Raw genomic sequence first — 22,036 nt, 5'->3', positions numbered from 1 at the left:
AAATAAACAAGGAAACCTGAAATGGAGAGCACCGAAATCAATTGCAAAGAAGCCTGTATTAATGGCTGTGTTTTAGGTGATAAATGTCCTAATACCGAGTACAGAGAAGAAGCGACAAAATTTATTGAGAATACCTCTTTAGATAAAATGTTAGAGATGGCAGAAGCTGCAAGAATGAAGAAAATGATGGAACCTCCCAAATGGGTTATTCCAGACGATTTGTAGCTGGGAGCTTTAATTAAGAAAATTTCTGTAAGCATTGCTTCTAACCCCCAACTATAACTTAGCTCAGTTGGGGTCGTTCACATCTCCCTATAAAACTATCATAGTACGCAAACATCACAAAATGTAATTCTAATTTTCGCAAACTAGAGGTAATTAATGGCTATCGTTAATCAATTCTTGAATAGGTTTATTAGAAGGTTGTTTGTCTTTAAGTTAAAAACCTACTTTTAAGATGATATTACATGCTTTTCTTGCTTTCGCTAAAGTAGTACATGGTGGCCTTACAAAACAAAATGAATAACAGTACAATTGCCGCAGCACAAAAAGCGCTTTTGGCTAAGCAACAATTACCGTCAACCTTTGGTTCAGATGCAGTACGCCCCAACTACGAAGGATTAGGATTGGCGAATATCGCGGCTCTGGCTATCGAACAACTTTGTCTTGATGCGCCAAGTTTAAGCGAGCAAGCAACATTACCAGCTTTTAATCCCAAATTATTAGGAGTTGACACGATCGCTTCTGCTTGGGAAGAATGGCTGCGACAAGCCCCAATTAATCATATGGTGTTATTAATTATGGATGGCTTGGGTTTCGATCAGTTGCAAAGCTTGATGGATGCAAAAGATACTCCAGAGCTTGCGATCGCTTCCCATAAACAGCAAGCTTTTTTTATGCCGATAACTTCCGTTTATCCCAGCACAACGGTCACTGCATTAACTTCAGCTGCAACAGGTTACGCACCGGCTCAACATGGCATAATGGGCACTAATATTTATTTCCGAGAAATTGGTAGCGTTGTTAACCTGATTGGTTTTTGTCCTAATATAGCTCCAACTTCTGCATCTTTTCTTGATACTCAACTTAATCCAGACACCTTACTACCCGTACCTAATATTTATTTGCGGATGGAGAAAGCTGGTGTGGATGTAGAAATTATCAATTTTTATCGATTCAAACAAACAAGTATCAGCCGTTATACTAGCGGAGGTAGTCAAGCCGGAACCAGTAACTTTAAAGGTTACATGACTGCTGCTGATGCTTTCGCTCAGTTACGTCAACGTTTGCTAGCCAGTAACAATCAAACAAAAAGCTTTACTTACATATATTTGCCTAACATCGATGGAGTTTCTCATCGCTACGGACCTTTAACTCCTTCATATCGGGCAGAAATTGCTGCAATTGATTTTGCCCTTAAACGCGAACTTTTAGATCCCCTAGCGGGTCACAGTGATACTGTTATGCTACTAACAGCAGACCACGGACAACGTCAGTCATTCCCAGATAAAATTTTATGGCTTGACGAACATCCGGATTTAACTAAATTTCTATCGGTCCCAGCGGTAACGGGTGAGTCGCGAATTCGTTTTTTACACGTCAAGCATGGAGCAGAAGCTGCTGTTCTTAACTATATGCAGCAAAATTTTAGCGAAGAATTCTTAATCGTAACTACTTCAGAAGCTATTGAGTTAGGTTTGTTTGGAATTCCCGGTAAAGAAATGAATATGGAATCCAAGGACAGAATTGGCGATTTGTTAGTTATTCCACGTGGAGAATGGATGTGTCGTCAGCAAGTTACTAAGGAAGAGCGTCATCATGGACCGACTGGAGTTCATGGTGGTTTAAGCCGCGCTGAAATGATAACCCCATTTTTAGCTTATCGTTTTTAGCTGTTAATTAACCTCTAGCTAGAAAATTTACTCATAATTTCTATCTTTTGGGAGTTTTCAGGCAATATAGTACTTCTAATATAATCTTCTCAACGTAGCATAGTCCTACTTACTGGTAAGAGTCACTTATCTATTTGATTTGCTGGAGGTTACTTGCACATGTGTTGATAGAGCTTGCTGAATGAAAGTTACTCCCAACTCGTAGACAGGTAAATGCAATCTACAGATTTATTTTGGATATATTTTTAGACCCTTACAATGGTGCTTAAAAACTTTATATCTAATTAGTTAAGGAGCTAAAAATCAGCCACTCCATTGGCATAGTAAATTACTTTTTTATAAACAATTAACTCCGTATATTTGAATCAGTTAATTTATCTTTTAGATGTCTAAATGTCTATATATCACTGAGCTTATATCGCATACAAGTAACGAAAGTTACTGTTTGTAGGGGTAAATAGATTATAATTTAAGTGATAGTAAATAGGAATTAATGCTGTTTAAATTTAGAAGGTATAAGTAATTTGCTCAAAATATCTATATTTTCGTGCAATTACTACTATTTACCCCAAATTAACCAGAATTATTTCCTACCGTCAAGATTATTTGTCTAAGTATTAGATAAACAACTTCACTACACTCTATAACAAGTGAGTATTGTTATATCTGTTGCTTTTCAGGCATTCATATTCAGCGAATGTATGAAAAGTATTTATATTTGTTAGGGTTTTTATTTATCTCAGTCAGATACTGGAGAAATTATTAAGTGCTTTAAAGTATTTTTATATTAAATTTCCGTCATTATACTCAGAACGTGGTGCTTTAAATAAATTTAAATTATAACTAAGATTACTTTTTTGAATTATGCAATGACTTCAATAATTTAATGAAACCATTGTAATTAGCTGCTTAGAAGGATGCAGTTTCACGACAAGAATTATGTGATGACAATCACAAAAACTTATGATTAAGATCCTCCCCTGAAATAGTTGTACTGGGCATAATACGTATAACTGAACTCTAGCCGAGTCATTAATAGGGAACACACTAATTGCCGACAGCCTTCCACCAAAGACTGTCGGTTTTTTATTTTCTTCAATCGGTTTCTTATAGTGACGTGGGAATTGATATCAGATAGAGCTAGGCAGTTATTAACCTAAGGTTTTCAGGCTAATAATTAAATCTTTAAGGATTGTGGAAATATCATAAGAAAGTAGTTCAAGACGTCTTTTGCAGAAGTGATAAAGGGGGTTGTAGTTCCCCTACTGAGCATTACTCCTCACAAATAAGTTTTATAGTCGATGTTATGTTTGACTACAAAATTTATAACTATGAATACTAAAGCCTTATATAATTCAGCTCATTCCAAATTCCACTCAGGAAGAGTGTGATTACTTCATAATGATTAATACCAGAAATTTTTGTGATAAACGCCGTACAGGCGTTTCGCGTTAGAAGCATCCTGACGCGTTCATCTATGAGGATGCTTCTAACCCATCGTTCCTATTTCCCAACACCTAAAAGTTCGTACCTTATCTAATTGAAAGTACTATTTTAACTAAAGCACTCAGACACAAAACTTAAACTGAAAGCTAAAACTCAGCACTCTGTGGTGTTCTGGGAAATGGAATTACATCACGAATATTAGTCATACCAGTCATGAATTGAACCAACCTTTCAAAGCCAAGTCCAAACCCTGCATGGGGGACAGTTCCATAACGTCGTAAATCCATATACCACCACAAATCTTCTGGTTCAAGTCCTTGAGCTTTGACTCGTCTCTCCAACACATCCAACCGTTCTTCCCGTTGAGAACCGCCAATTATTTCACCTATTTTGGGTGCAAGAATATCCATTGCAGCCACAGTTTTTTCGTCGTCATTCAGACGCATATAAAACGCTTTAATTTCTGTGGGGTAATCAGTAACAATCGTTGGTTTTTTAAATAATTTTTCGCAGAGATAGCGTTCGTGTTCAGATTGTAAATCTAAACCCCAACTTACTGGATATTCAAATTTAACCTTGGCTTTTTCTAGAAGCTTGATGGCTTCAGTGTAAGTAACACGTTCAAATTTATTGTCAATAATATTGTTAGCCGTTTCCAATACAGTTTTATCTATCCGCAGATTAAAAAATTCCATATCTTCGGAACAATGTTTTAAAACGTATTGGAAGATATACTTGAGAAACTCCTCGGCTAAATCCATATCTCCGTTAAGATCGCAAAAAGCCATCTCTGGTTCGACCATCCAAAATTCTGCTAAATGTCGGGAGGTATTGGAATTCTCTGCACGGAAAGTAGGACCGAAGGTATAGACGTTACTGAAGCTCATCGCCATAACTTCAGCTTCTAACTGACCGCTCACGGTCAAATATGTAGGTTTTGCAAAAAAATCTTTGCTGTAGTCTACTTCCTTTTTATCCGTAAGTGGAACATTTTTTAAATCTAAATTAGTAACGTTGAAAAGTTCACCCGCACCTTCACAGTCACTTGCGGTGATAATAGGTGTGTGTACCCATAAAAATTCCCGTTCTTGGAAGAATTGGTGAATTGCTGTAGCGCAAGCATTTCTCACCCGTAAAACAGCACCTAAAGAGTTGGTACGGTTACGTAGGTGTCCAATAGTGCGTAAAAATTCAAAGGAATGACGCTTCTTTTGTAAGGGGTAGGTTTCCGGATCTGCTTCACCGTAAACTTTGATAGTTTGTGCTTTGAGTTCGATTCGCTGTCCTTTTCCTTGGGAAGGTACTAATACTCCCGTAACTTCTACTGAAGCACCTGTATTTAGTTTCTTTAGAACAGCTTCATAATCTAATGTATTTTCGTCCAAAACTACTTGCAGACCAGCTAAGGAAGAACCATCGTTGACTTCTATAAAAGCAAATCCTTTTAATTCTCGTTTGGTTCGCACCCAACCACATGCTGTGAGTTTCTCTTCAGCTTCCCCACTGTGCAGTATGTCTTTAATCCGTCGATTTATCATCTTAACCAGCAAAACTTTTTAATAACCAGCCTATGATAACGCCCAATCCAGCAAAGCGGATGACTTGCCAGAAGGCATCTTTTAAGCCACTCTTGGAAAAAATGATAATACCACCAAATAGCGCCAGATAACTCCTGGAAAATAAACCCAAATTATCTTCTAAGGTTTCTAGTTGTGCTTTAACCTGTTCCAAATTTAATTTTAATTCTTGCTTCGAGTTCTTTTGAAGGGTTTGTTTTTTATTTTGTTTCTTTAGTTGCTCTAAGCGCTGAGCTAGTTCATTTTGACGTTGTCGCTCAGTAAGTATTTTACTGTAGCGGTTTTTTAAGACTTGAAGTGTTTGTTCAGCTTCAACAATTAATCCTTCAAATACCTCTAGGAGATTTTCTTCTTCAGACTGTTTAGATGGTCGATCAGGTAAATTCATACAAGGTTGTAAAGTAAAGGAAAACGCCTAAATAATGCCTACCTGTCATGTCTCAAGCTACCCATTTGAACCAAAGTAATCAATTAAGTGAAATTAGTACTCTAGAACTAGCTCAAGCTTTAATGGAGAGATTGAGTATTTCTCCTAACGATTGGCATCGACTCAAGTCTAACCGCAAAGCTCGTGCTTGCGAACAGACAGCAGCAGCATTAGTTTTTCTACTTAAAGACTCTCAACAAGAAGCCCTTCCGAGGCTGCAACAAGCTACTGGCTGGCTAGACAAGTCTATCAGTGCGCCACCTTGTCCTACCCACGGTCATAAGAAAAATAAAGAGTAGGCATTGTTAATCGCTATCTTTATCTTTGTTTATTTAGATTTAGGTAGCATTTGACGGTTGACACTTAGAACTCGACTGAGGTAAGTTAACCGTCAATTATTGGTTATCAAAGTTCTTAACCTAGATTTGATTTCAGTATGATATACATCACAGACATCCCCCAATCCCATGTTGTATATATTTGTAAGCGTTAGATAAGTGTTAGAATCTCACTGACTCTACTGTGTGTATCTGAGTGCTCTGCCTTCCAATATTCAAGATTTATTATTAAGTATGTTTATTTCGATAGTAAAGTAAGCAATCTCCTAAATTAAATTTAGGAGTGCTTCAGAAATCTAATAAACAACATACAATAGAGATTCCTTTTTATTATTCCAGACAATACCTATGTTCTCGTCCTCGAGAATAGTAGCATTGCGGAAATTAATTGTTATTACGTGAAAGTAAAGGTATCCTAGGACGACTTTCTAATTGTTTACAAAGTCTTAATTCGGTACCAGTTCTATTCCACTCAACTCGATCGAATATTAGATGCAAGATACTCAAACCACGACCACTTTCTGACTCATCTGGAGGAAGATACTCCTCAGGATCGTCACGATATTGACAATTCGGGTTGAAGCCACATCCTTGGTCTGAAATGATCCACCAGTACCTGTCGTCTATCAAAGAAAAACGAACAACTACCTTTTTACTAGGATCTAAATTGTTCCCATGTTTCGCTGCGTTAACTAAGGCTTCTTGAAGCCCTAAACGCAGTTCGGCTTGCATTTTGTTTGGTATTTCTGCCAGGAGTAAATCTAAAATTGGGCAGAGATATAGAGTTGAGGCGAAACTAATAGTGCCCCAATTACGTCCGACAGGACGGAGTGAAATAGTAATCACAAGAGAAACCCCGTAGCTTCAGAGTTAGCTAGACATCAGGCAAGCTGTCACAGGCACCCTGATTAAAATTTAGGTGGTCTTCTTTCCTTCAAGCAAGTTTTAATCTTTAGAAATAAATTTTGAAAATGCTTATTACACTGACTATCTTTTATAGAATTAAGTTCTTGAATTAAGTTGATAACAAATCAGATTTTTGTATATTTATCTGCAACTGCAGTTCATAACTAAAAATTACTTTTAAGCCAAAAGAGTGTTCATATACTCTTTACTTTTGCTGATTTGTAATTTAAACAACTAAATTTATAACTTTTAAGAAGTCCATGCAGCTTTAATTTATTTACTCAAAAGGAATCATATTTTCAGATTAGTTCAATTTTAGCATTTTTACTATACGCTAGGCTACAAATTTGGAATTTGACTTTTTTGTAAAGGACTTACTTCCCGCATCTATTTGTGATAATACAGCGAAAGCTGCTGCTTCGACGTGAGCGGTTTGTGGAAAGAAATCGGCGGGCACTATCCTAGTTATATTATATACTTTATCTTGGCAAAGTAATTTCAAGTCTCGAGCTAAGGTTGAAGCTTTGCAGCTAACGTATACAATACGCTCTGGCTTTGACATAAGAAGTGTTTCAATCACTTGGATGTCGCATCCCTTGCGTGGAGGGTCGAGTAAAACAATATCTGGAGTCAAATCCATTTTAGGTAGCAATTCCTCTACTTTACCTGCATAAAATGTAACATTGTCAATGTTGTTGATTCGGGCGTTCAATTTTGCTTGTTCTACAGCTTTGACTTGCATTTCTAGACCCACGGCTTGTCCTACTTGTTTGGCAAGTGGCAGAGTTAATGTGCCAATGCCACAGTAAGTATCAAGAAGCAATTCATTACCTTGTAAATTCAGTTCTGACTGAATAATTTGCAACAGAGATTCAGCTGTCTCTGTATATACTTGGAAAAAAGTTTCAGCTTGAATTTGAAATTCCAAACCGGCAAATTTTTCTCGCAGATAAGGTCTGCCAGCGATACAACGAGTATCAGATCCAAATATGACATTCGTACGTTCGCCATTCTGGTTTAACATCACTCCTACAAGCGGGGGATAGTGGTCTAACCACTCTTGTGCTTGTTCTTCTATTCCTGGTATATTTACTTGTTTAGCTACTATTGTTAATAAGATTTCGCCAGTCCGACGACCGATCCGGAAGCTGATGTGACGAATTTCTCCTTGGTGTAGCTTTTCGTTGTATGGTTTCCAACCCCGTCGCTCTATGTCTTGTTTAACCCTTTTGAGTAAAGGTTCCAAGCGAACGTCTTGTATAGGGCAATGATTCAAATTAATTAATTTGTGGCTATTTTTTTGATAGTAACCAGCAATAAATTTACCGTTACCAGAAGTACCCACAGGATAGGTCGCTTTATTGCGATAACCCAGCGCTTCAAGTGCTTTTAAAACTGGAGCAACCGGAGGGTTCGCAAAACCTCCAATTCGTTCCAAGGCTTGAATTACTCGATTGCGCTTTGCTTCTAGCTGTAATTGATAATTGATATGTTGCCACTGACAACCACCACACTTGTCTGCCACAATACATGATGGCCGAATACGATTGGGTGATGGCTGTCTAATTTCCTGTAACTTGCCATGGGCATATTTAGGTTTCACATGTCGCAGTCTAGCAATAACCCTATCGCCCGGAACTGTATCTGCTACAAATACTACTCGTCCATCCTTTTTACCAACTCCATCTCCTGTATCATTCAAATCAACAATCTCAACTTCGATTAATTCACCCTGTCGCCATTTGGTTTCAGTCATTGCTATTTAGCTGTTTATTTAGTTCATTTTCACTGCTTACATTCAATAGTTGCAGCGTTATAAGCTAATAGTTAATGGATAACGGGTAAAAGTTATGAGCAAGGAGTAAGATTGTTCATTTTACCCGTAACAGCTGCCATATGTCCAAATAAAATTTTTAGTAGCCATTTTGCAGTGTTGCGATCGCATAAACTTTATTGACATATTTTAAGTATCTTGGCGTGTAAAGTACTGAAAAATCATACGTTTCGGCTTATCCCATCGGTTTTTATCATCGACCAAATCATGCTCTGTATTTTTGGATGAAGGGGTAATTATTACAATTTTCTCAAGCACCAGTACCTTGAAAACCTCTGGGCAAAATTGAACAATTTGAACAGAACTGTAGTAAGCCTTAATTAATAACTGTTCACTTCTACCCCTTAGACTCGTTAAACTAGCTAATAATATTTCATTTAAGACAATCGAAATAATCATGACTGTAGTAAGCCAAGTTATTCTGAAAGCTGATGACGAACTGCGTTACCCCAGCAGTGGCGAACTTAAGAATATCCAAGATTTTTTACAAACTGGACAACAAAGAGTAAGAATTGCCACAACCCTTTCTGAAAACGAGAAAAAAATAGTTGATCAAGCAACTAAACAATTATGGCAAAAGCGACCTGATTTTATCTCTCCTGGCGGTAATGCTTACGGACAGAAGGAGCGTTCCCTTTGTATCCGTGATTTTGGCTGGTATTTGCGCTTGATTACTTACGGTGTTCTTGCTGGAGATGTGGATCCTATTGAAGACATTGGCCTAGTCGGCGTACGTGAAATGTATAATTCTTTGGGAGTACCCGTTCCTGGAATGGTCGAAGCAATTAACTGTTTGAAAAAAGCTTCCTTGGAATTACTTAGCACAGAAGATGCCAATGAAGCCGCACCTTACTTTGATTACATCATTCAAGCAATGTCCTAACTGAGACTCTAGTGCCGCCTAGTTGGGTATTCTTTGGGCTTTTGAGGGAATAATTATAAACCAATAAGTTCAGGGAAAACTATTAGTCCCCAAAATCTATAAAATTCCCAATTTGATTTATCTTCCCCGCAAGTATTGGTGATTCTGGCTGTATTAGTCAATTCACTAAGTAAGTGCGGGGAAATTCTATTTAAATATGTTTATAAAATTACATATACTTATTCGCAAACTATAGTAGGGAGTAAAATTAGATATCTTCTTTATAGCTAATGTTACGCGTTTACACTTGTAATTGACAAAAAAATCAAAAATTATTTTCTAATCTAAAAATTGAAGGCTAATTTTAATATCTATAGGATCGATAAAAATAAGATCGATAAAAATGAAGTTTGTATGATGCTATTATTTTTATGAATAATTTATTCAATGTAAATAATTAAATATCCGGAAGGTTTCAGTAATTTATAAAAAAAAGATTTATTTTTGAATATAAAATTTACGTAAAATTTAATAAGACTTTTATTTAGCTTCAAAAATAGGAAATGAAATGACAAGCAAGAATAGCATAAGTATCTCTATCTTTCTTGATAAAGAGAATTTATGAATACCCCAAACAGAAAATTTTCGATAAGGATGAATACATCAAGTCTGCATAAAACTTGACTATCTGTTGATTATTTATGAATATTCCGCCCTGAGATGTGAGGAACTGGCGGAGAATCTACACCCAAATGTCTGAAGTAAGATAGTAACTATTTCTATGCTGTCTTGTATGCAGGAATCTAATAAAGTCATAAGATACTGCAACAAGTAAGAGATTAATTGAAATTGAAATACCGATCTATTCTCAGTGCCATTGCACCCTTTTAATTTGATATTGGCTATGGCATTTGAGAGTAGGTGCAGCTAAAAGTAAAATCATGAATGTATTTCACATTCCATCAAAAAACGTGGCGGTCGTATTCTTTTAAGAACAAATACATTTGTTTTACTTACCTAAGATAAATATTTTGAGACAGATTGACCCTGGTATATGCTCCATAATATCTGATTTGCAGAAGCCACTTAAGCTTTGCTCATCTGCATTTTTACAATTCCCCTATCTTAGGTATCAGAGTAAATCGTTGTGCAGTGGAAGGTATTATCCCTAATTTAAGGAAGTGAGAATAACGAAGTAGCTAGATTATTGATTTGAAAGTTCTGCTACAGACGTACGATTCATTTCTCGTATCCAAGCTAAAAGTGCATTTAAATATGCATTTGCAACTTTGCTCGCGACCTGTCTACCATCAAATGCAATGTTAAGGCTAGTAATCCCTTCAAGTAACATTTGGGAGCCTTTGTCGGTTAAGGTCACATTATTTTGACCGCTGCTTTTGATTGCTCCAACTTTCATTAGCTGTCTGAAGACACGTTGGTATGCACCGATTCTTTCATTTTTTCGCTTGATTCGGGTAATTAAATCTGAAGTATTAACTTCTTTAGTTTGGGCTCCAGAATCCCACAAAGCTAATAATAAGAGAGTTTGAGCGTTATCTTTCTTTGCTGTAGCTTTAGTTTTGGTTGTCTTTTTGCTATTGGACTTAGCTTTTACTTGCTCGCCAACCTTCGCACTAACCTTTTCAGAAGCTGATTTAGCTTTGGTCTGCTTAGTTGTGCTTGGAGCTTTCTCAGTATTGGCTTTTGTAGAAGTTTTCTTGGAAGTTGATTTACTTCTAGTTTTTTTGGTAGCAACTGGAGCTTTCTCGATAGAAGCTTTTGCAGTAGCAGTTTTCTTGGAAGTTGATTTAGCTTTGGTCTTCTTAGTTGTAACTGGAGCTTCCTCGGTAGCTACCTTTGTAGCAGTAGCAATTTTCTTGGAAGTTGATTTAGCTTTGGTCTTCTTAGTTGTAGTTGGAGCTTGCTCAGTCTTAGCCTTTGCAGCAGTTTTCTTAGAGTTAGACTTGGCTCTAGTTTGCTTGGTACTAGTTAGAGATTTTTTTTCGTTAGCTTTTTTAGGTTCTTGCTTTTGAGTGCTAGCTTTAGCCTTAGTTTTTGTCTCCACAGTCATAGTTTCACTAACGCTTTCATTTACGGAATTCTGATCTTTTGATTTTCTAGTGCGAGACTTTAGGGTAGTCGTTTTAGGATTAGATTTAGTCTTACTGTTAGTACTAGAACTAATTTTAGATTTTCTACTTTGAGAAGTTGTTTTTCTTGATGCCATTTTGCGTGTTTAATTTTACCTCCATAACCAGGATAATCTAGCGATCTATCTTTCTGGAGTATGGCAAAAAACATCAAGAAAATTTCTCTAAGGTATTTTGCCCTGGAGTATTTTTATTAACAAAAAATGAGAGCAAACAATCTATTTTGCCTGATACTAAGTTTAATAAAGAATAAGATAAATTTATTCCCTGGAGTTAATCTTTGTATTGAGGAATTTTTCTTAAATAAAGGCATGAGTATAAAGTATCGTCAGTGACTCAGGTCATGATATCTAGAATCTTTACTGGAAAATAATCTAAGATTGCAGAACGAAGATTTCTCCAATATTCAAATAATCTTGAGGTTGAATGATTGAATAAAAATCTCATTCAATCAAAACTTTGTAATCATAGGGTTTTGGGAATGCCACTCCAGTATAAAACCCCTCTTTCAAGGGGTTCATAGATCCAGTTAAAGGAATGAAAACTTCATATCTTTAAACTAGGGATATTTAATTACCTATCTGCAAATGATTACCATCTTCAAACAGCATATAGGAATCCTTGTGGATATGGGATTATTGAATCCACAAATGTCACACAATTCTTTATTTAAATTCTTCCAGTTGATCTAAGCGCAACCAGATGTTAGGGGTTGGAACCTTTCCAAATTTTACCAGAGCATAATCACCTTTAAGATCTAAAATTTCTCCGCGACTTTCAAATAAATAGGACGGGAAACGGGAGTCACTGGCTGTAGCTTCGGTACTATTTTCCAGTTGCTCGCGGATTGCACGAACCATTGTTCCTTTTTTGATCGGCATTACAATTCCTCTTGAGGCTAGTGAAATGTATTCTCAAAGATTTTAGCTTTTAGGGAAGTTGAATTACTCAGGTAATTGGTAATTGGTAATTGGTAATTGGTAATGGGTAATGGGTAATGGGTAATGGGTAATGGGTGTTAGCACAAGCGTGGCGTATGACTGGCGTCACGCTTGTGCTAAGAGCCATAAGCACTGCGTCTTGCCTGCCTTGCGGCATATGGTAATTAGTCATCAGTTTACTTTTCCTAGTGGGAAAAGCAATTGGCAAATCTGAAGGTAATTTTACTGGTAGTTACGAGCGTTAATTCTGGTGAGTATAACTACGACTTATAAAGACCTCTTTATATTCTTTCTTCTCGAACTGCCCCATTCCAGATCATTTCTGACATTGATCGCAAAAATGAGTAGAACGTCCTGCTAGTCTAATTTTCTGAATGGGTGTCTCACAAATCCTACAGGGTTCCCCAGCCCGGTTATAAACAAATGCCAAACCACCATAATTTCCGTTAATACCTTTGACATTGAGGAAATTGCTAAATGTTGTACCGCCGACTTCAATGCTTGCTTTTAAGACTTCAATAATTGCTATTCGTAAGTCCTTAATTTGTTTTTCCTGCAAATTCAAGCATAAGGTTTCTGGTAAAATACCACTTTTAAACAGTGCCTCATCTGCATAAATATTACCTAAACCGGCGACTACCGATTGATCTAATAGTGCAGCTTTAATCGAACGACGGCGATTATGGAGTTTATTTGCTAAGTACTTAGTTGTGAATTCTGATACAAATGGATCTACCGCTAACTTACTCAAACCTGGAATCGCACTTTCAATTTCAACTTTTGGAGGAACCCACCACATCTGACCAAAAGTGCGTTGATCGACAAAACGTAATTCCTGTTCTTTACCAAAGAATATTCTAACTCTCGTGTGCTTATGTACTGGTTCCTGAGGATGCAGCCACAATAATTGACCTGTCATTCGCAAATGTACGCCCAGCCAGCTTTTTTGGGAGTCATAAGAAATCTGGTCCTTGTGTATTCCATTTTCCTGTTTCCTGGGAGCTACAGGCATAAGTTCGGCGAGAAGATACTTACCGCGACGGTACCAACTAGTAATTCTGCTTTCTTGAATCCCATCCAAAAATTCAGCAGCAGAAAAAGGATAGGCGATGGTGCGGTGAAGCAACACATCCCCACCCGTTATTTTTTGATCGAGGGTTAGTTGGTTTAACCCCCGTTTGACAGTTTCAACTTCAGGTAGTTCAGGCACAATTTAACGGGACTCGGTACCTTGATTGGGATCGCCCTCTACTTTTGCGCTGCTTCCTTTTCCAGTATTCCTTTCTGTAGGATTCACAGGAGTTTGTTTCCCACCGGAAGCTGTAGGAGTTTTCTTCTTCCCTTTGGGTGCTTCTACTTCTAGCAACTCATCAAGAGCAAAATTATTGGTATTAATGCCAGAGTAGTTAACTTTGTTAAACCGCACAATCGCAGGATACTTGATACCACTTTTGTCAATTGTTGCCACTGTACCCACATCTTGGTACCAGTAAGATTCCCGACGAAGAATACGAACTTTAGAACCACGTTGAACCATAAGTTTTTTACCCTTTAGTTATCAATTACCATTTTATGTTTGGCTAATTGATTTCACTCTACAACCTGAAGGCATCCTTCAGAGGCTTTGTTAAGTTATTTTTCTTGAAAATTGGAGATTAGGTATTGGATGTTAAGACAGGGTAAATACTTAAATCCTAAAAATATTTGTACTACTTATCTACACTATTAATGATTTTAGGAAGTTCAACTGTTAACCAAGCTTTATTTATTTTTGATTAATGCAATGCAGATTCAAAAATTACAGATATTTATCCTTGACAAAACTTTAAGGGTCAAATAACATGTTTGGTCGCAAACAATAGAATAGACCATCCTATGTTTTAACTAAAACAAACACGCTGCCCTCATTACCTCTACCAATTCGTAAATCGTTATCAATATAAGTGATATCTAACCAACCTTGTTGTTCGTTATTTTTGAACATAAAATCGATCGCAGTAAACTTTTTACCAGTTTCAATTTCTCGAATGAATTCGCTGGGAGATTGATAGCGAATTAAGCTTTGCAAACCGATGATGGAACGTTCAAAATTCACACTAACGCGACGACGAGAAACTGGCTCGAATTTGGCTGCAACCCCAATTAAACCCTCTAGAAACGGCAAACCATAGATCTCAGCTATATTGTAAACTCGTTGACTCTCTACGCGAATACACTGGTAAATTTGTCCAAGTTTATAAAAGGGTAGCCGATCGAGCCTTAGTAATGCTTTGCTGGTAGTGTATAGTAAACGCCAGTTACCATCAAGCAGATGAACGGATTCAAGTAAATATGGGTTTGGATTTAAATCTTCCAGGGTGGCGATCGCAGCCAATATAGCTTGCTTTTCGGTCTCATTTGTTAATATACCGCGATTTTTCCCGCCAATCGTATTTAAAAGATTTGTTTTTGCGATCATCACTTGTTCAATCCCAGATTAATAAGTTGATTTCAAACAGATTCAGAAATAGTCTTTTATTTAGATGTATCAATAAATTAGATGTGTAGCATCCTACAAATTATTAATATTTGGTGGTGTTTGCTCGCCCATTATTTATCAAAGGATTTAATTTTTTCACTGATTGTTGTTTAAAAGAGTTGAATGAATAACTAACATTCTCAATCATCAAGTGATAGACTCTAAATTGTCTAGTTTCGTTAACATGAATTTGTCTCTTCCCCAGTATGTTAAATTCTCCTTTACGTGAAGCGCCTCGCAATCAAAGAGCAGCTGTAATTCCACTCAAACAAGAGTCATCATTATTGGATTGGTTGCGTTCTAGTGGACGTTTAATATCGCGTACTGTTCAAGAACAGGAACTTTCTGAAGAAGAGGAAGAAATTGAAACCCTAATGAGTGCTGATGATGGGATTGGTTACGACGATGATGTAGATGATGATGATGAAGAAGAGATCGCTGTAGAAGAGTAATCATTAAATTAATCCTGATAAGGCTGATTTGGGAGTCGGTGCAAATAACCACTGTGGTCAACTTTTTGAAGTGTGGAGTGAAGGAAAAATCCGTGGACGCTAAATTGTCTCCTCAACAAGGGATAAATCTCTCTGGCATCAGTCTGGTCTCTATTTTAGGTGTAGGCCTCGGTACTGCCTCACTAGTATTAGATGGGATCGCAAATAGATCGCCTTGGCAAGGAAATTCTCTAACTTTACCGCTTTTATTTTGCGCACTCTCTTGTGCTGCAATTGGCTTTTGGGTCGTACCTTTACTGCAAATGCTAAAAACTGGGCAAATCATCCGGGAGGAAGGTCCTCAAGCTCATTTGAAAAAAGCGGGTACCCCAACTATGGGTGGTATTTTCTTTATACCGGTAGGCGTTTTTGCTTCCTGTGTATGGTCTAATTTTGCTCCAGAGGTACTTGCTGTTTCTGCTCTAACTCTGGGTTATGGTTTGATAGGTTGGGTAGATGATTGGCAAATTTTACGTCGCAAATCAAATAAAGGTATATCACCTAAGATGAAGCTGGCATTGCAGGTAATTTTTGCTGCAATGTTTTGTTTATGGCTAATCTCAAATCAACCTTCCGATATTACTAATATAGCTTTACCATTAGGTTTTTCTCTGCCTTTGGGTTTATTATTTTGGCCTCTAGCTGGTTTTGTGCTGGTGGCAGAAAGTAATGCTACTAATCTCACAGATGGAGTTGACGGTTTAGCTGCAGGAACGGTTGCGATCGCTTTATTGGTTTTGGGTGCTCTTGTTGCTCCTGATTCCCCTGGCTTGATGATTTTCTGTGCCTCTTTAAGCGGTAGTTGTTTGGGATTTTTGGCACATAATAGGAATCCAGCCCGCGTTTTTATGGGCGATACGGGTTCTTTGGCGTTAGGAGGAGCTTTAGCTTCAGTAGCTTTGCTTACTAACAGCCTGGCATCACTCTTCATCCTCAGCGGTATATTCTTTGTGGAAACACTTTCGGTAATGGCGCAGGTAAGTTACTACAAAGCCACAAAGGGACCGGATGGGAAAGGTAAACGTTTGTTTAAGATGGCACCTTTGCACCATCATCTTGAATTATCTGGATGGTCAGAATTACAAGTTGTAGCTGTATTTTATATGGTTGGTGCAATTTTAGGAGTTATAAGTTTGTTTGGCGCTCAAATGTAGACGGTCAAATATAAATAAAATTAGTTTTTAATTCATTTTCATAAAAATTGAATGATTGATTCTTAACCTCCTCAAATTGAGGGGGTTTTTTGATATCAACAATTATATAGCGCTATGCCCGAGTCGTTGTAAGCGTGCCAGATCCGCCTTTAGTGCAGCTAGAGGCTAGAGGCTAGAGGCTATGCCGACGCCGCCGACGAAGGCTCTGACTAACGTCACCTTGGGGATCCGCCGACGCCCTTCTAATCTAGCTATTGCGTGTCCGTAGGACAAAAGTAAAAAGTAAAAACAGATCGCGCCCATAACTAAGGTCACCAGCGGGTCCGGCTACAAAAAGTTTATACTCATAGCTTTGCGGAATTTACCAATGTCCTAACTTTATTACGTATTACGTAGTGCTATAGTCCAAAAGTTATTGCAATATTTGACGCGTAAAATTTAGCATCACTTCAGAACCATCAAAAATAACTTTGTTAATTATGGATTAATTGTCATAAGCCCATAAATATTAAATTGATGTTTCAGTATTCTACTTCCTGCCTGCCGGTTCAAAATGGTTGTTGTTACAAAACATAATTGTTGTTACCCAAAGTATTTAATCTTTCTTGTGCAATTGACCAACCAAATGAACTAATTCTGGCAATATTAACTTTTCCATTGCCAAACGTACTGCATTGCTAGAACCGGGAAGGGAGAAAATTAATTTCTGTTGATAAACTCCTGCAACTGCACGAGACGCAATTGCCCGCGAACCTATGTCTTGATAACTAAGAAATCTAAATATTTCGCCGAATCCAGGTAATGTTTTTTCTAGTAATTTCTCAATCGCATCGTAGGTTGTATCTCTCGGTGCAATACCAGTACCACCATTCAGGACGATAGTATCTAAATTTGATTGTTTGCCCAATAATGTCAAACACTTTTGAATTTCTGCCGGTTCGTCCTTAAGAATTTTATAAGTCTCAATATTGTGATGGGCTTGTCTGAGAAATTGCTGTATTAGATCGCCGCTTTTATCTGTTTGTGGAGTTCTTGTATCGCTAACGGTAATCACAGCACAGTTGACTTTGATTTCTGAATTATCTGGATGAGGGATATTAGCCATTAGTAATTATTTCCAGGCGCATTATTGCGGACTACTATATCCCAGAATTACCGTTGCGAGCGGCTACTGTCATCAGCCATTTGTCTGACAATTCGTAAAGAAATGACTAGTGACTAATGACCAATAACCAACAATAGGTAAGTTCTAAGATTTATTCAATCCCAAGCCATTTTCTTCTGCATAGCGTTGCATAAAGCGCATGAAACGTTCCCATTCCTGGGCTGATTTCATTAGATGAACTGCTTCTAAAGCCTCTGGTTTCCCATTAATAAATTTTCCTTTAACTTCACGGGTGACAATCTCTCCTTCTTCGTCAACCATGTACATTCCCGTGATCTCTTCTGTATAACCTTCACTTAAAGCTGTAGGATTTTGAAAAATAAATGTTGCTGTACCGCTATTTCCAGTTTTCGATCTTGTTAGGCGAACTTCAGGAATTACTTCTTCGTTTATACCCCTTGAAAATTGAATTTTTGCCATGATGAGTGAATTTTAACTTTATTTAATACTTAAACTAATATTCTCTCATCATTTAGGGTTCTCTGGCGATCGGGGATTGACGATAGCACTGCGTGCCGCCTTGCGGCATATGGCGATTAGGGATTGGGGAAAAAGTCATCACTTCTGACTTCTGTAGAGACGTAGCAGAGGCTACGCCGACGCCAAAGGCTCTGCTACGTCTCTACGACTTCTGACTTCTGTTAGCAAAGCGGTGCGCTACCGCGCACAATTCTGACTCACTCAGCTTCTCGTTCCAGGAGCAAAGTAACAGGACCATCATTTTCTATCGCTACTTGCATCATCGCCCCAAATTTACCAGTTTCTACCCTTAAACTACTAGCGCGTAATTTTTCTATAAAAATATTATATAGTTCCTCAGCAATCTGAGGTTTTGCTGAACGATCAAAAGAAGGACGACGACCTTTGCGACAATTTCCGTACAGTGTAAATTGACTGACAACAAGTAATTCGCCACCAATTTCCTCTACGGATTTTTCCCAACGGTCACCACCTTCATGTTCTGGAAATAATCTTAAATCCAAACATTTGCGTACCATCCAGTCGATCTCGACATTAGTGTCAGTTGCAGCAATACCCACAAGCAGGTTAAGCCCGCGTCCAATTTTACCGACAACTTTATCTTCAACCACAACTTGGGATGATTTAACTCGCTGGATGATGACGCGCATATTTGTTTGAGATTATTTATTGCTTTCTTGTCATTATTAGACCCCTGGTAACCAGTAAGCAATTACCAATTACCATATGACGCTTACGCGTCACGCCTTGCTAACACTGCGCTAGCAGTGCGGGCGCATACCAATTACCAGTTACCAAAACTATTTCCCAAAACCTTGACCTCGATGTGTAGAAGGAAGACAAATACAATTTTCCAACTGTTCCAGTAATTTATCCTGTTCTAGGTTTTGACCAATAAGTACAAGTTGATTTTTCTTCTCGGTTTTCCACTCATCGTCATCTAAGGTAAAGCGTTTACCGCATAGGTGAAAAATATGACGTGCAGGGCTTTCATCAAACCATAAAATCCCTTTTGCCCGAAAGATTGTTTCGGGTAGTTGATTGTCTAGGAAATATTGAAATTTCTTAATAGATAGGGGTTTATCACTCTGGAAGGAAATGGAACTAAAACCGTCATTTTCTAAATGATGGGAATGATGATGGTGGTGGTCGTGGTCATGATGGTCGTGACCGCACTCAGAATGGTCGTGTTCATCATGTTCGTCACTACATTCAGAATGGTCGTGGTCATGATGGTCGTGGTTGTGATGATCGTGACTATGGTCGTGATGATCGTGGTTATGACCTTCGTTCTCAGTAGTTTGGAAATATTTATCTGTTTCGAATAAACCCACACTAAGAATCAAGGGTAGAGCGACTTGAGAATTTGTAGTGCGGAGAATTCTTGCACCTTCCTTCATATCTTTTATTCTGACTTCTAAAGCATCTAAATCTGCTTCATCTACCAAGTCAGCTTTATTTAGCAAAATAACATCACCGTAAGTTATTTGCTTGAGTGCAGCTTCGGAATTAAATAAATCCAAACTAAAATTAGCTGAATCCACCAAGGTGACAATTGAATCCAAGCGAGTGAGATCGCGTAACTCAGTACTTAAAAATGTCAGTGCAACTGGTAATGGGTCGGCAATTCCAGTTGTTTCTACAACTAAGTAATCAATGTTTTCTTGGCGTTCCAAAACCTTATAGACGGCATCTACCAAGTCGCTGTTAATAGTACAGCAAATACAGCCATTGCTTAATTCCACCATGTTATCGTCTTTATCTTCATTGGTGGAAACGATTAACTCGTTATCAATGCCTATTTCACCAAACTCGTTGACCAAAACAGCAGTTTTAACGCCCTGCTGATTGCTCAAGATATGGTTGAGTAATGTTGTCTTACCACTACCAAGGAAACCAGTAATAATGGTGACTGGCAAACCTTGTTTTGGGATATCTATTGCTTGTTGTTCAGAAGTAACTGCTTGCATAAGCCTGGGATCGAAATGCGATGGGAATTTGATGGTGGCGCAAAGAGTCCAGAAAACACTAGGATAAGGATGCTGGACTAACTCCATTGCTTTTACATATTATTATTGCTTATCTGCAATTTTAGGATTATTTGATTTTAGGATTATTTGATTTTAGGATTATTTGATTTTAGGATTATTTGACTTTAGGATTTTTTATTTATGAGTCTTAGCGTTTACAACTCCTTGACCCGTCGCCAAGAGGCATTTGAGACAGTAGAACCTGGAAAGGTAAAGATGTATTACTGTGGTGTGACAGTTTATGATTACTGTCATTTGGGTCATGCTAGGGCTTGTATCGTATGGGATGTTGTTCGTCGCTATCTTGATTTTCGTGGTTATCAGGTACGTTACGTCCAGAATTTTACTGATATTGATGACAAAATTCTTAATCGCGCTAGAAAAGAAGATTCCTCGATGAAAGCTGTTGCCGAAAAATATATCGACGCTTACTTTGAGGATATGGCGCGCCTGAATGTCAAGGAAGCTGATGAGTATCCCCGTGCAACTCACACCATGAATGGTATTCAGCGTTTAATTCACGATTTGGAACATAAAGGTTATGCTTACCCTTCCGAAGGTGATGTTTATTATGCCGTAAGACAATTTTCAGATTATGGCAAACTATCCGGACGCAAGTTAGAAGATTTACAAGCAGGTGCTAGCGAACGGGTGGATGTCAAAAATACTGAGTATCAGAAGAAGAAAGACCCATTTGATTTTGCTTTATGGAAAGCTGCAAAAGAGGGAGAACCGGCTTGGGAATCACCTTGGGGTAAAGGTCGTCCGGGATGGCATATAGAATGTTCGGCAATGGTGCGCGATCGCCTGGGTGACACCATTGATATTCATGCAGGTGGTGAAGATTTAATTTTCCCTCACCATGAAAATGAAATTGCTCAATCTGAAGCGGTGACAGGACAAGATTTATCTCGTTACTGGATGCACAACGGAATGGTGAAGGTGAACGGGGAAAAAATGTCCAAATCTTTGGGGAATTTCATTACAATTCGAGAATTGTTAGATAAGGGTGTAGATTCAATGGCTCTAAGGTTATTGGTATTGCAAACCCAATATCGGAAACCCATCGATTTTAGCGATCGGGCAATTGCGGGAGCAACTAATGGCTGGCACACTCTTAAGGAAGGTTTAATTTTTGGCGAGCGCTATGGGAAAAAACTAGGTTGGAAAGAAGAAAATACTTCATCTCCAATATCAGAAGCTGTAGAAAGATTCAAAGAAACAGTTGATAATGACTTTAATTTTCCTGGTGGCTTAGTCATATTATTTGAGTTAGCCAAAGACTTGGGTCGTGAAGGTAATATTATCGTTCACGAAGGTAAAACTTTAACTGCGTCAGAAAAACTAAAGCAGCAATGGCAAACTCTGGTTACTTTAGCCGGAGTTTTAGGTTTGGAAGCTGAGTCTGTAGCAACAACTAATGAGGTCAACAATACTGAAAGTGGCAATAATAATAGCAATGTTTTAAGTGATGCTGACATCGAGGAACTAATTCAGCGCAGAAAAGAAGCTAGAACAGCAAAAGACTTTGCCCAAGCAGATCGCATTCGGGATCAATTACAAGCCCAAGGTGTTGCACTAATTGATAGTAAAGAAGGTACCCGTTGGCATCGTAGTTAGGGAACAGTTGACAGTTAACAGCTAACAGTTAACAGTTAACAGTGAACAGTTAACTGTTAACAGTGAGCGGTTGAATGTTAATAATAGTAAAAAATTGATATCTGTTAGCACAGCGTGCGCGTTAGCAGCTGGTGGATCTGGAGGTAGCGCAGCTACAGCGTACCGCAGGAATTGCGGGTAAGTAAGTGTACATAGCGTATTAACT

22 protein-coding genes and 1 pseudogene are annotated in these 22,036 nt (G+C 38.1%); 7 read left to right on the top strand and 16 right to left on the bottom strand.

The genetic code is table 11. From position 1 onward, the window contains the following. Positions 1-21: 21 nt before the first annotated feature. Complete coding sequence (locus BC008_RS20375; RefSeq protein ID WP_027843412.1) at positions 22-225, top strand: hypothetical protein; 204 nt, start codon at positions 22-24, stop codon at positions 223-225. Between the two features lie 293 nt (positions 226-518). Then, positions 519-1,892 carry an alkaline phosphatase family protein gene (locus tag BC008_RS20370; protein WP_027843411.1) on the top strand — a complete coding sequence of 458 codons (1,374 nt, stop codon included), beginning with the start codon at positions 519-521 and terminating at the stop codon, positions 1,890-1,892. A gap of 1,592 nt (positions 1,893-3,484) precedes the next feature. Here BC008_RS20370 and asnS read toward each other — a convergent pair. Together asnS and BC008_RS20360 are read right to left on the bottom strand one after the other, a co-directional pair. Further along, positions 3,485-4,876, bottom strand: a complete 1,392-nt coding sequence (gene asnS, locus BC008_RS20365; RefSeq protein WP_027843410.1) for an asparagine--tRNA ligase — start codon at positions 4,874-4,876, stop codon at positions 3,485-3,487. A 1-nt stretch (position 4,877) separates the two neighbouring features. Beyond that, positions 4,878-5,303 (bottom strand): hypothetical protein, encoded by a 426-nt coding sequence (locus tag BC008_RS20360; protein WP_027843409.1) that lies wholly within the window; start codon positions 5,301-5,303, stop codon positions 4,878-4,880. A 47-nt stretch (positions 5,304-5,350) separates the two neighbouring features. Here BC008_RS20360 and BC008_RS20355 point away from each other — a divergent pair, with 47 nt between their 5' ends. Beyond that, complete coding sequence (locus BC008_RS20355; protein WP_027843408.1) at positions 5,351-5,641, top strand: DUF6439 family protein; 291 nt, start codon at positions 5,351-5,353, stop codon at positions 5,639-5,641. A 423-nt stretch (positions 5,642-6,064) separates the two neighbouring features. Here the strand turns inward: BC008_RS20355 and BC008_RS20350 are convergent, their stop codons facing one another. The 3 genes from BC008_RS20350 to BC008_RS20340 all read right to left on the bottom strand — a co-directional run bounded on the left by BC008_RS20350 (position 6,065) and on the right by BC008_RS20340 (position 8,819). After that, on the bottom strand, positions 6,065-6,526 hold the full coding sequence (locus BC008_RS20350; protein WP_058183796.1) for an ATP-binding protein: 462 nt from the start codon (positions 6,524-6,526) through the stop codon (positions 6,065-6,067). Between the two features lie 394 nt (positions 6,527-6,920). Continuing rightward, positions 6,921-8,342, bottom strand: a complete 1,422-nt coding sequence (rlmD, locus tag BC008_RS20345; RefSeq protein ID WP_027843407.1) for a 23S rRNA (uracil(1939)-C(5))-methyltransferase RlmD — start codon at positions 8,340-8,342, stop codon at positions 6,921-6,923. A gap of 207 nt (positions 8,343-8,549) precedes the next feature. After that, a complete protein-coding gene (locus tag BC008_RS20340; protein WP_027843406.1) occupies positions 8,550-8,819 on the bottom strand; it encodes a hypothetical protein in 270 nt (89 codons plus the stop codon). Here BC008_RS20340 and BC008_RS20335 point away from each other — a divergent pair. After that, positions 8,818-9,303 carry an allophycocyanin subunit alpha-B gene (locus BC008_RS20335; protein ID WP_027843405.1) on the top strand — a complete coding sequence of 162 codons (486 nt, stop codon included), beginning with the start codon at positions 8,818-8,820 and terminating at the stop codon, positions 9,301-9,303. The genes BC008_RS20340 and BC008_RS20335 overlap by 2 nt on opposite strands. 1,183 nt (positions 9,304-10,486) lie before the next feature. On the opposite strand, the gene BC008_RS20330 is transcribed toward BC008_RS20335, so the two are convergent. From BC008_RS20330 to BC008_RS20310, 7 genes and pseudogenes are all read right to left on the bottom strand, one after another. Beyond that, positions 10,487-11,353: a hypothetical protein gene (locus tag BC008_RS20330; RefSeq protein WP_058183795.1), complete on the bottom strand. Its 867-nt coding sequence runs from the start codon at positions 11,351-11,353 to the stop codon at positions 10,487-10,489. 59 nt (positions 11,354-11,412) lie between these two features. Next, the gene (locus BC008_RS49595) at positions 11,413-11,583 is read right to left on the bottom strand and encodes a hypothetical protein (protein WP_161938138.1); all 171 of its coding nucleotides are present in this window, start codon (positions 11,581-11,583) and stop codon (positions 11,413-11,415) included. A 514-nt stretch (positions 11,584-12,097) separates the two neighbouring features. Then, positions 12,098-12,313 carry an NAD(P)H-quinone oxidoreductase subunit O gene (gene ndhO, locus BC008_RS20325; RefSeq protein WP_027846036.1) on the bottom strand — a complete coding sequence of 72 codons (216 nt, stop codon included), beginning with the start codon at positions 12,311-12,313 and terminating at the stop codon, positions 12,098-12,100. Between the two features lie 67 nt (positions 12,314-12,380). Then, positions 12,381-12,545 carry a hypothetical protein gene (locus BC008_RS50625; RefSeq protein ID WP_201026150.1) on the bottom strand — a complete coding sequence of 55 codons (165 nt, stop codon included), beginning with the start codon at positions 12,543-12,545 and terminating at the stop codon, positions 12,381-12,383. A gap of 144 nt (positions 12,546-12,689) precedes the next feature. Beyond that, positions 12,690-13,583: a DNA-formamidopyrimidine glycosylase gene (locus BC008_RS20320; protein ID WP_027846035.1), complete on the bottom strand. Its 894-nt coding sequence runs from the start codon at positions 13,581-13,583 to the stop codon at positions 12,690-12,692. A 126-nt stretch (positions 13,584-13,709) separates the two neighbouring features. Then, positions 13,710-13,910: pseudogene (locus BC008_RS51425) on the bottom strand (photosystem I reaction center subunit IV); the annotation flags it as partial. Positions 13,911-14,246: 336 nt separating this feature from the next. Then, positions 14,247-14,831 (bottom strand): PAP/fibrillin family protein, encoded by a 585-nt coding sequence (locus BC008_RS20310; protein ID WP_027846033.1) that lies wholly within the window; start codon positions 14,829-14,831, stop codon positions 14,247-14,249. A 266-nt stretch (positions 14,832-15,097) separates the two neighbouring features. On the opposite strand from BC008_RS20310, the gene BC008_RS20305 reads away from it, so the two are divergent. Together BC008_RS20305 and mraY are read left to right on the top strand one after the other, a co-directional pair. Next, positions 15,098-15,343 (top strand): DUF3134 domain-containing protein, encoded by a 246-nt coding sequence (locus BC008_RS20305; RefSeq protein ID WP_027846032.1) that lies wholly within the window; start codon positions 15,098-15,100, stop codon positions 15,341-15,343. A 92-nt stretch (positions 15,344-15,435) separates the two neighbouring features. Beyond that, positions 15,436-16,536, top strand: coding sequence for a phospho-N-acetylmuramoyl-pentapeptide-transferase (gene mraY, locus BC008_RS20300; RefSeq protein ID WP_027846031.1), 1,101 nt, complete (start codon positions 15,436-15,438; stop codon positions 16,534-16,536). Between the two features lie 595 nt (positions 16,537-17,131). Here the strand turns inward: mraY and BC008_RS20295 are convergent. From BC008_RS20295 to BC008_RS20280, 4 genes are all read right to left on the bottom strand, one after another. Next, positions 17,132-17,641 (bottom strand): MogA/MoaB family molybdenum cofactor biosynthesis protein, encoded by a 510-nt coding sequence (locus BC008_RS20295; protein WP_027846030.1) that lies wholly within the window; start codon positions 17,639-17,641, stop codon positions 17,132-17,134. A 144-nt stretch (positions 17,642-17,785) separates the two neighbouring features. Next, the gene (gene psb28 / locus BC008_RS20290) at positions 17,786-18,121 is read right to left on the bottom strand and encodes a photosystem II reaction center protein Psb28 (RefSeq protein WP_027846029.1); all 336 of its coding nucleotides are present in this window, start codon (positions 18,119-18,121) and stop codon (positions 17,786-17,788) included. Positions 18,122-18,378: 257 nt separating this feature from the next. Next, positions 18,379-18,831 carry a D-aminoacyl-tRNA deacylase gene (dtd, locus tag BC008_RS20285; RefSeq protein WP_058183794.1) on the bottom strand — a complete coding sequence of 151 codons (453 nt, stop codon included), beginning with the start codon at positions 18,829-18,831 and terminating at the stop codon, positions 18,379-18,381. Positions 18,832-18,981: 150 nt separating this feature from the next. After that, positions 18,982-20,151: a CobW family GTP-binding protein gene (locus tag BC008_RS20280; protein ID WP_027847062.1), complete on the bottom strand. Its 1,170-nt coding sequence runs from the start codon at positions 20,149-20,151 to the stop codon at positions 18,982-18,984. 201 nt (positions 20,152-20,352) lie between these two features. On the opposite strand from BC008_RS20280, the gene cysS reads away from it, so the two are divergent. Continuing rightward, on the top strand, positions 20,353-21,831 hold the full coding sequence (cysS, locus tag BC008_RS20275) for a cysteine--tRNA ligase (protein ID WP_027844419.1): 1,479 nt from the start codon (positions 20,353-20,355) through the stop codon (positions 21,829-21,831). The last annotated feature ends 205 nt before the right edge of the window (positions 21,832-22,036 follow it).

The organism is Mastigocoleus testarum BC008 (genome assembly GCF_001456025.1).
Lineage (GTDB): Bacteria > Cyanobacteriota > Cyanobacteriia > Cyanobacteriales > Nostocaceae > Mastigocoleus > Mastigocoleus testarum.
This window is presented reverse-complemented; position numbering and strand designations above follow the sequence as displayed.

Bases quoted from the DNA above. Each gene is read 5' to 3' on its own strand.
- BC008_RS20375 (WP_027843412.1), top strand. From the start codon at position 22: ATGGAGAGCACCGAAATCAATTGCAAAGAAGCCTGTATTAATGGCTGT.
- BC008_RS20370 (WP_027843411.1), top strand. From the start codon at position 519: ATGAATAACAGTACAATTGCCGCAGCACAAAAAGCGCTTTTGGCTAAG.
- asnS (WP_027843410.1), bottom strand. From the start codon at position 4,876: ATGATAAATCGACGGATTAAAGACATACTGCACAGTGGGGAAGCTGAA.
- BC008_RS20360 (WP_027843409.1), bottom strand. From the start codon at position 5,303: ATGAATTTACCTGATCGACCATCTAAACAGTCTGAAGAAGAAAATCTC.
- BC008_RS20355 (WP_027843408.1), top strand. From the start codon at position 5,351: ATGTCTCAAGCTACCCATTTGAACCAAAGTAATCAATTAAGTGAAATT.
- rlmD (WP_027843407.1), bottom strand. From the start codon at position 8,342: ATGACTGAAACCAAATGGCGACAGGGTGAATTAATCGAAGTTGAGATT.
- BC008_RS20335 (WP_027843405.1), top strand. From the start codon at position 8,818: ATGACTGTAGTAAGCCAAGTTATTCTGAAAGCTGATGACGAACTGCGT.
- BC008_RS20340 (WP_027843406.1), bottom strand. From the start codon at position 8,819: ATGATTATTTCGATTGTCTTAAATGAAATATTATTAGCTAGTTTAACG.
- BC008_RS20330 (WP_058183795.1), bottom strand. From the start codon at position 11,353: ATGACTGTGGAGACAAAAACTAAGGCTAAAGCTAGCACTCAAAAGCAA.
- BC008_RS49595 (WP_161938138.1), bottom strand. From the start codon at position 11,583: ATGTTTTTTGCCATACTCCAGAAAGATAGATCGCTAGATTATCCTGGT.
- ndhO (WP_027846036.1), bottom strand. From the start codon at position 12,313: ATGCCGATCAAAAAAGGAACAATGGTTCGTGCAATCCGCGAGCAACTG.
- BC008_RS50625 (WP_201026150.1), bottom strand. From the start codon at position 12,545: ATGACTAATTACCATATGCCGCAAGGCAGGCAAGACGCAGTGCTTATG.
- BC008_RS20310 (WP_027846033.1), bottom strand. From the start codon at position 14,831: ATGATCGCAAAAACAAATCTTTTAAATACGATTGGCGGGAAAAATCGC.
- BC008_RS20305 (WP_027846032.1), top strand. From the start codon at position 15,098: ATGTTAAATTCTCCTTTACGTGAAGCGCCTCGCAATCAAAGAGCAGCT.
- BC008_RS20295 (WP_027846030.1), bottom strand. From the start codon at position 17,641: ATGGCTAATATCCCTCATCCAGATAATTCAGAAATCAAAGTCAACTGT.
- psb28 (WP_027846029.1), bottom strand. From the start codon at position 18,121: ATGGCAAAAATTCAATTTTCAAGGGGTATAAACGAAGAAGTAATTCCT.
- dtd (WP_058183794.1), bottom strand. From the start codon at position 18,831: ATGCGCGTCATCATCCAGCGAGTTAAATCATCCCAAGTTGTGGTTGAA.
- BC008_RS20280 (WP_027847062.1), bottom strand. From the start codon at position 20,151: ATGCAAGCAGTTACTTCTGAACAACAAGCAATAGATATCCCAAAACAA.
- cysS (WP_027844419.1), top strand. From the start codon at position 20,353: ATGAGTCTTAGCGTTTACAACTCCTTGACCCGTCGCCAAGAGGCATTT.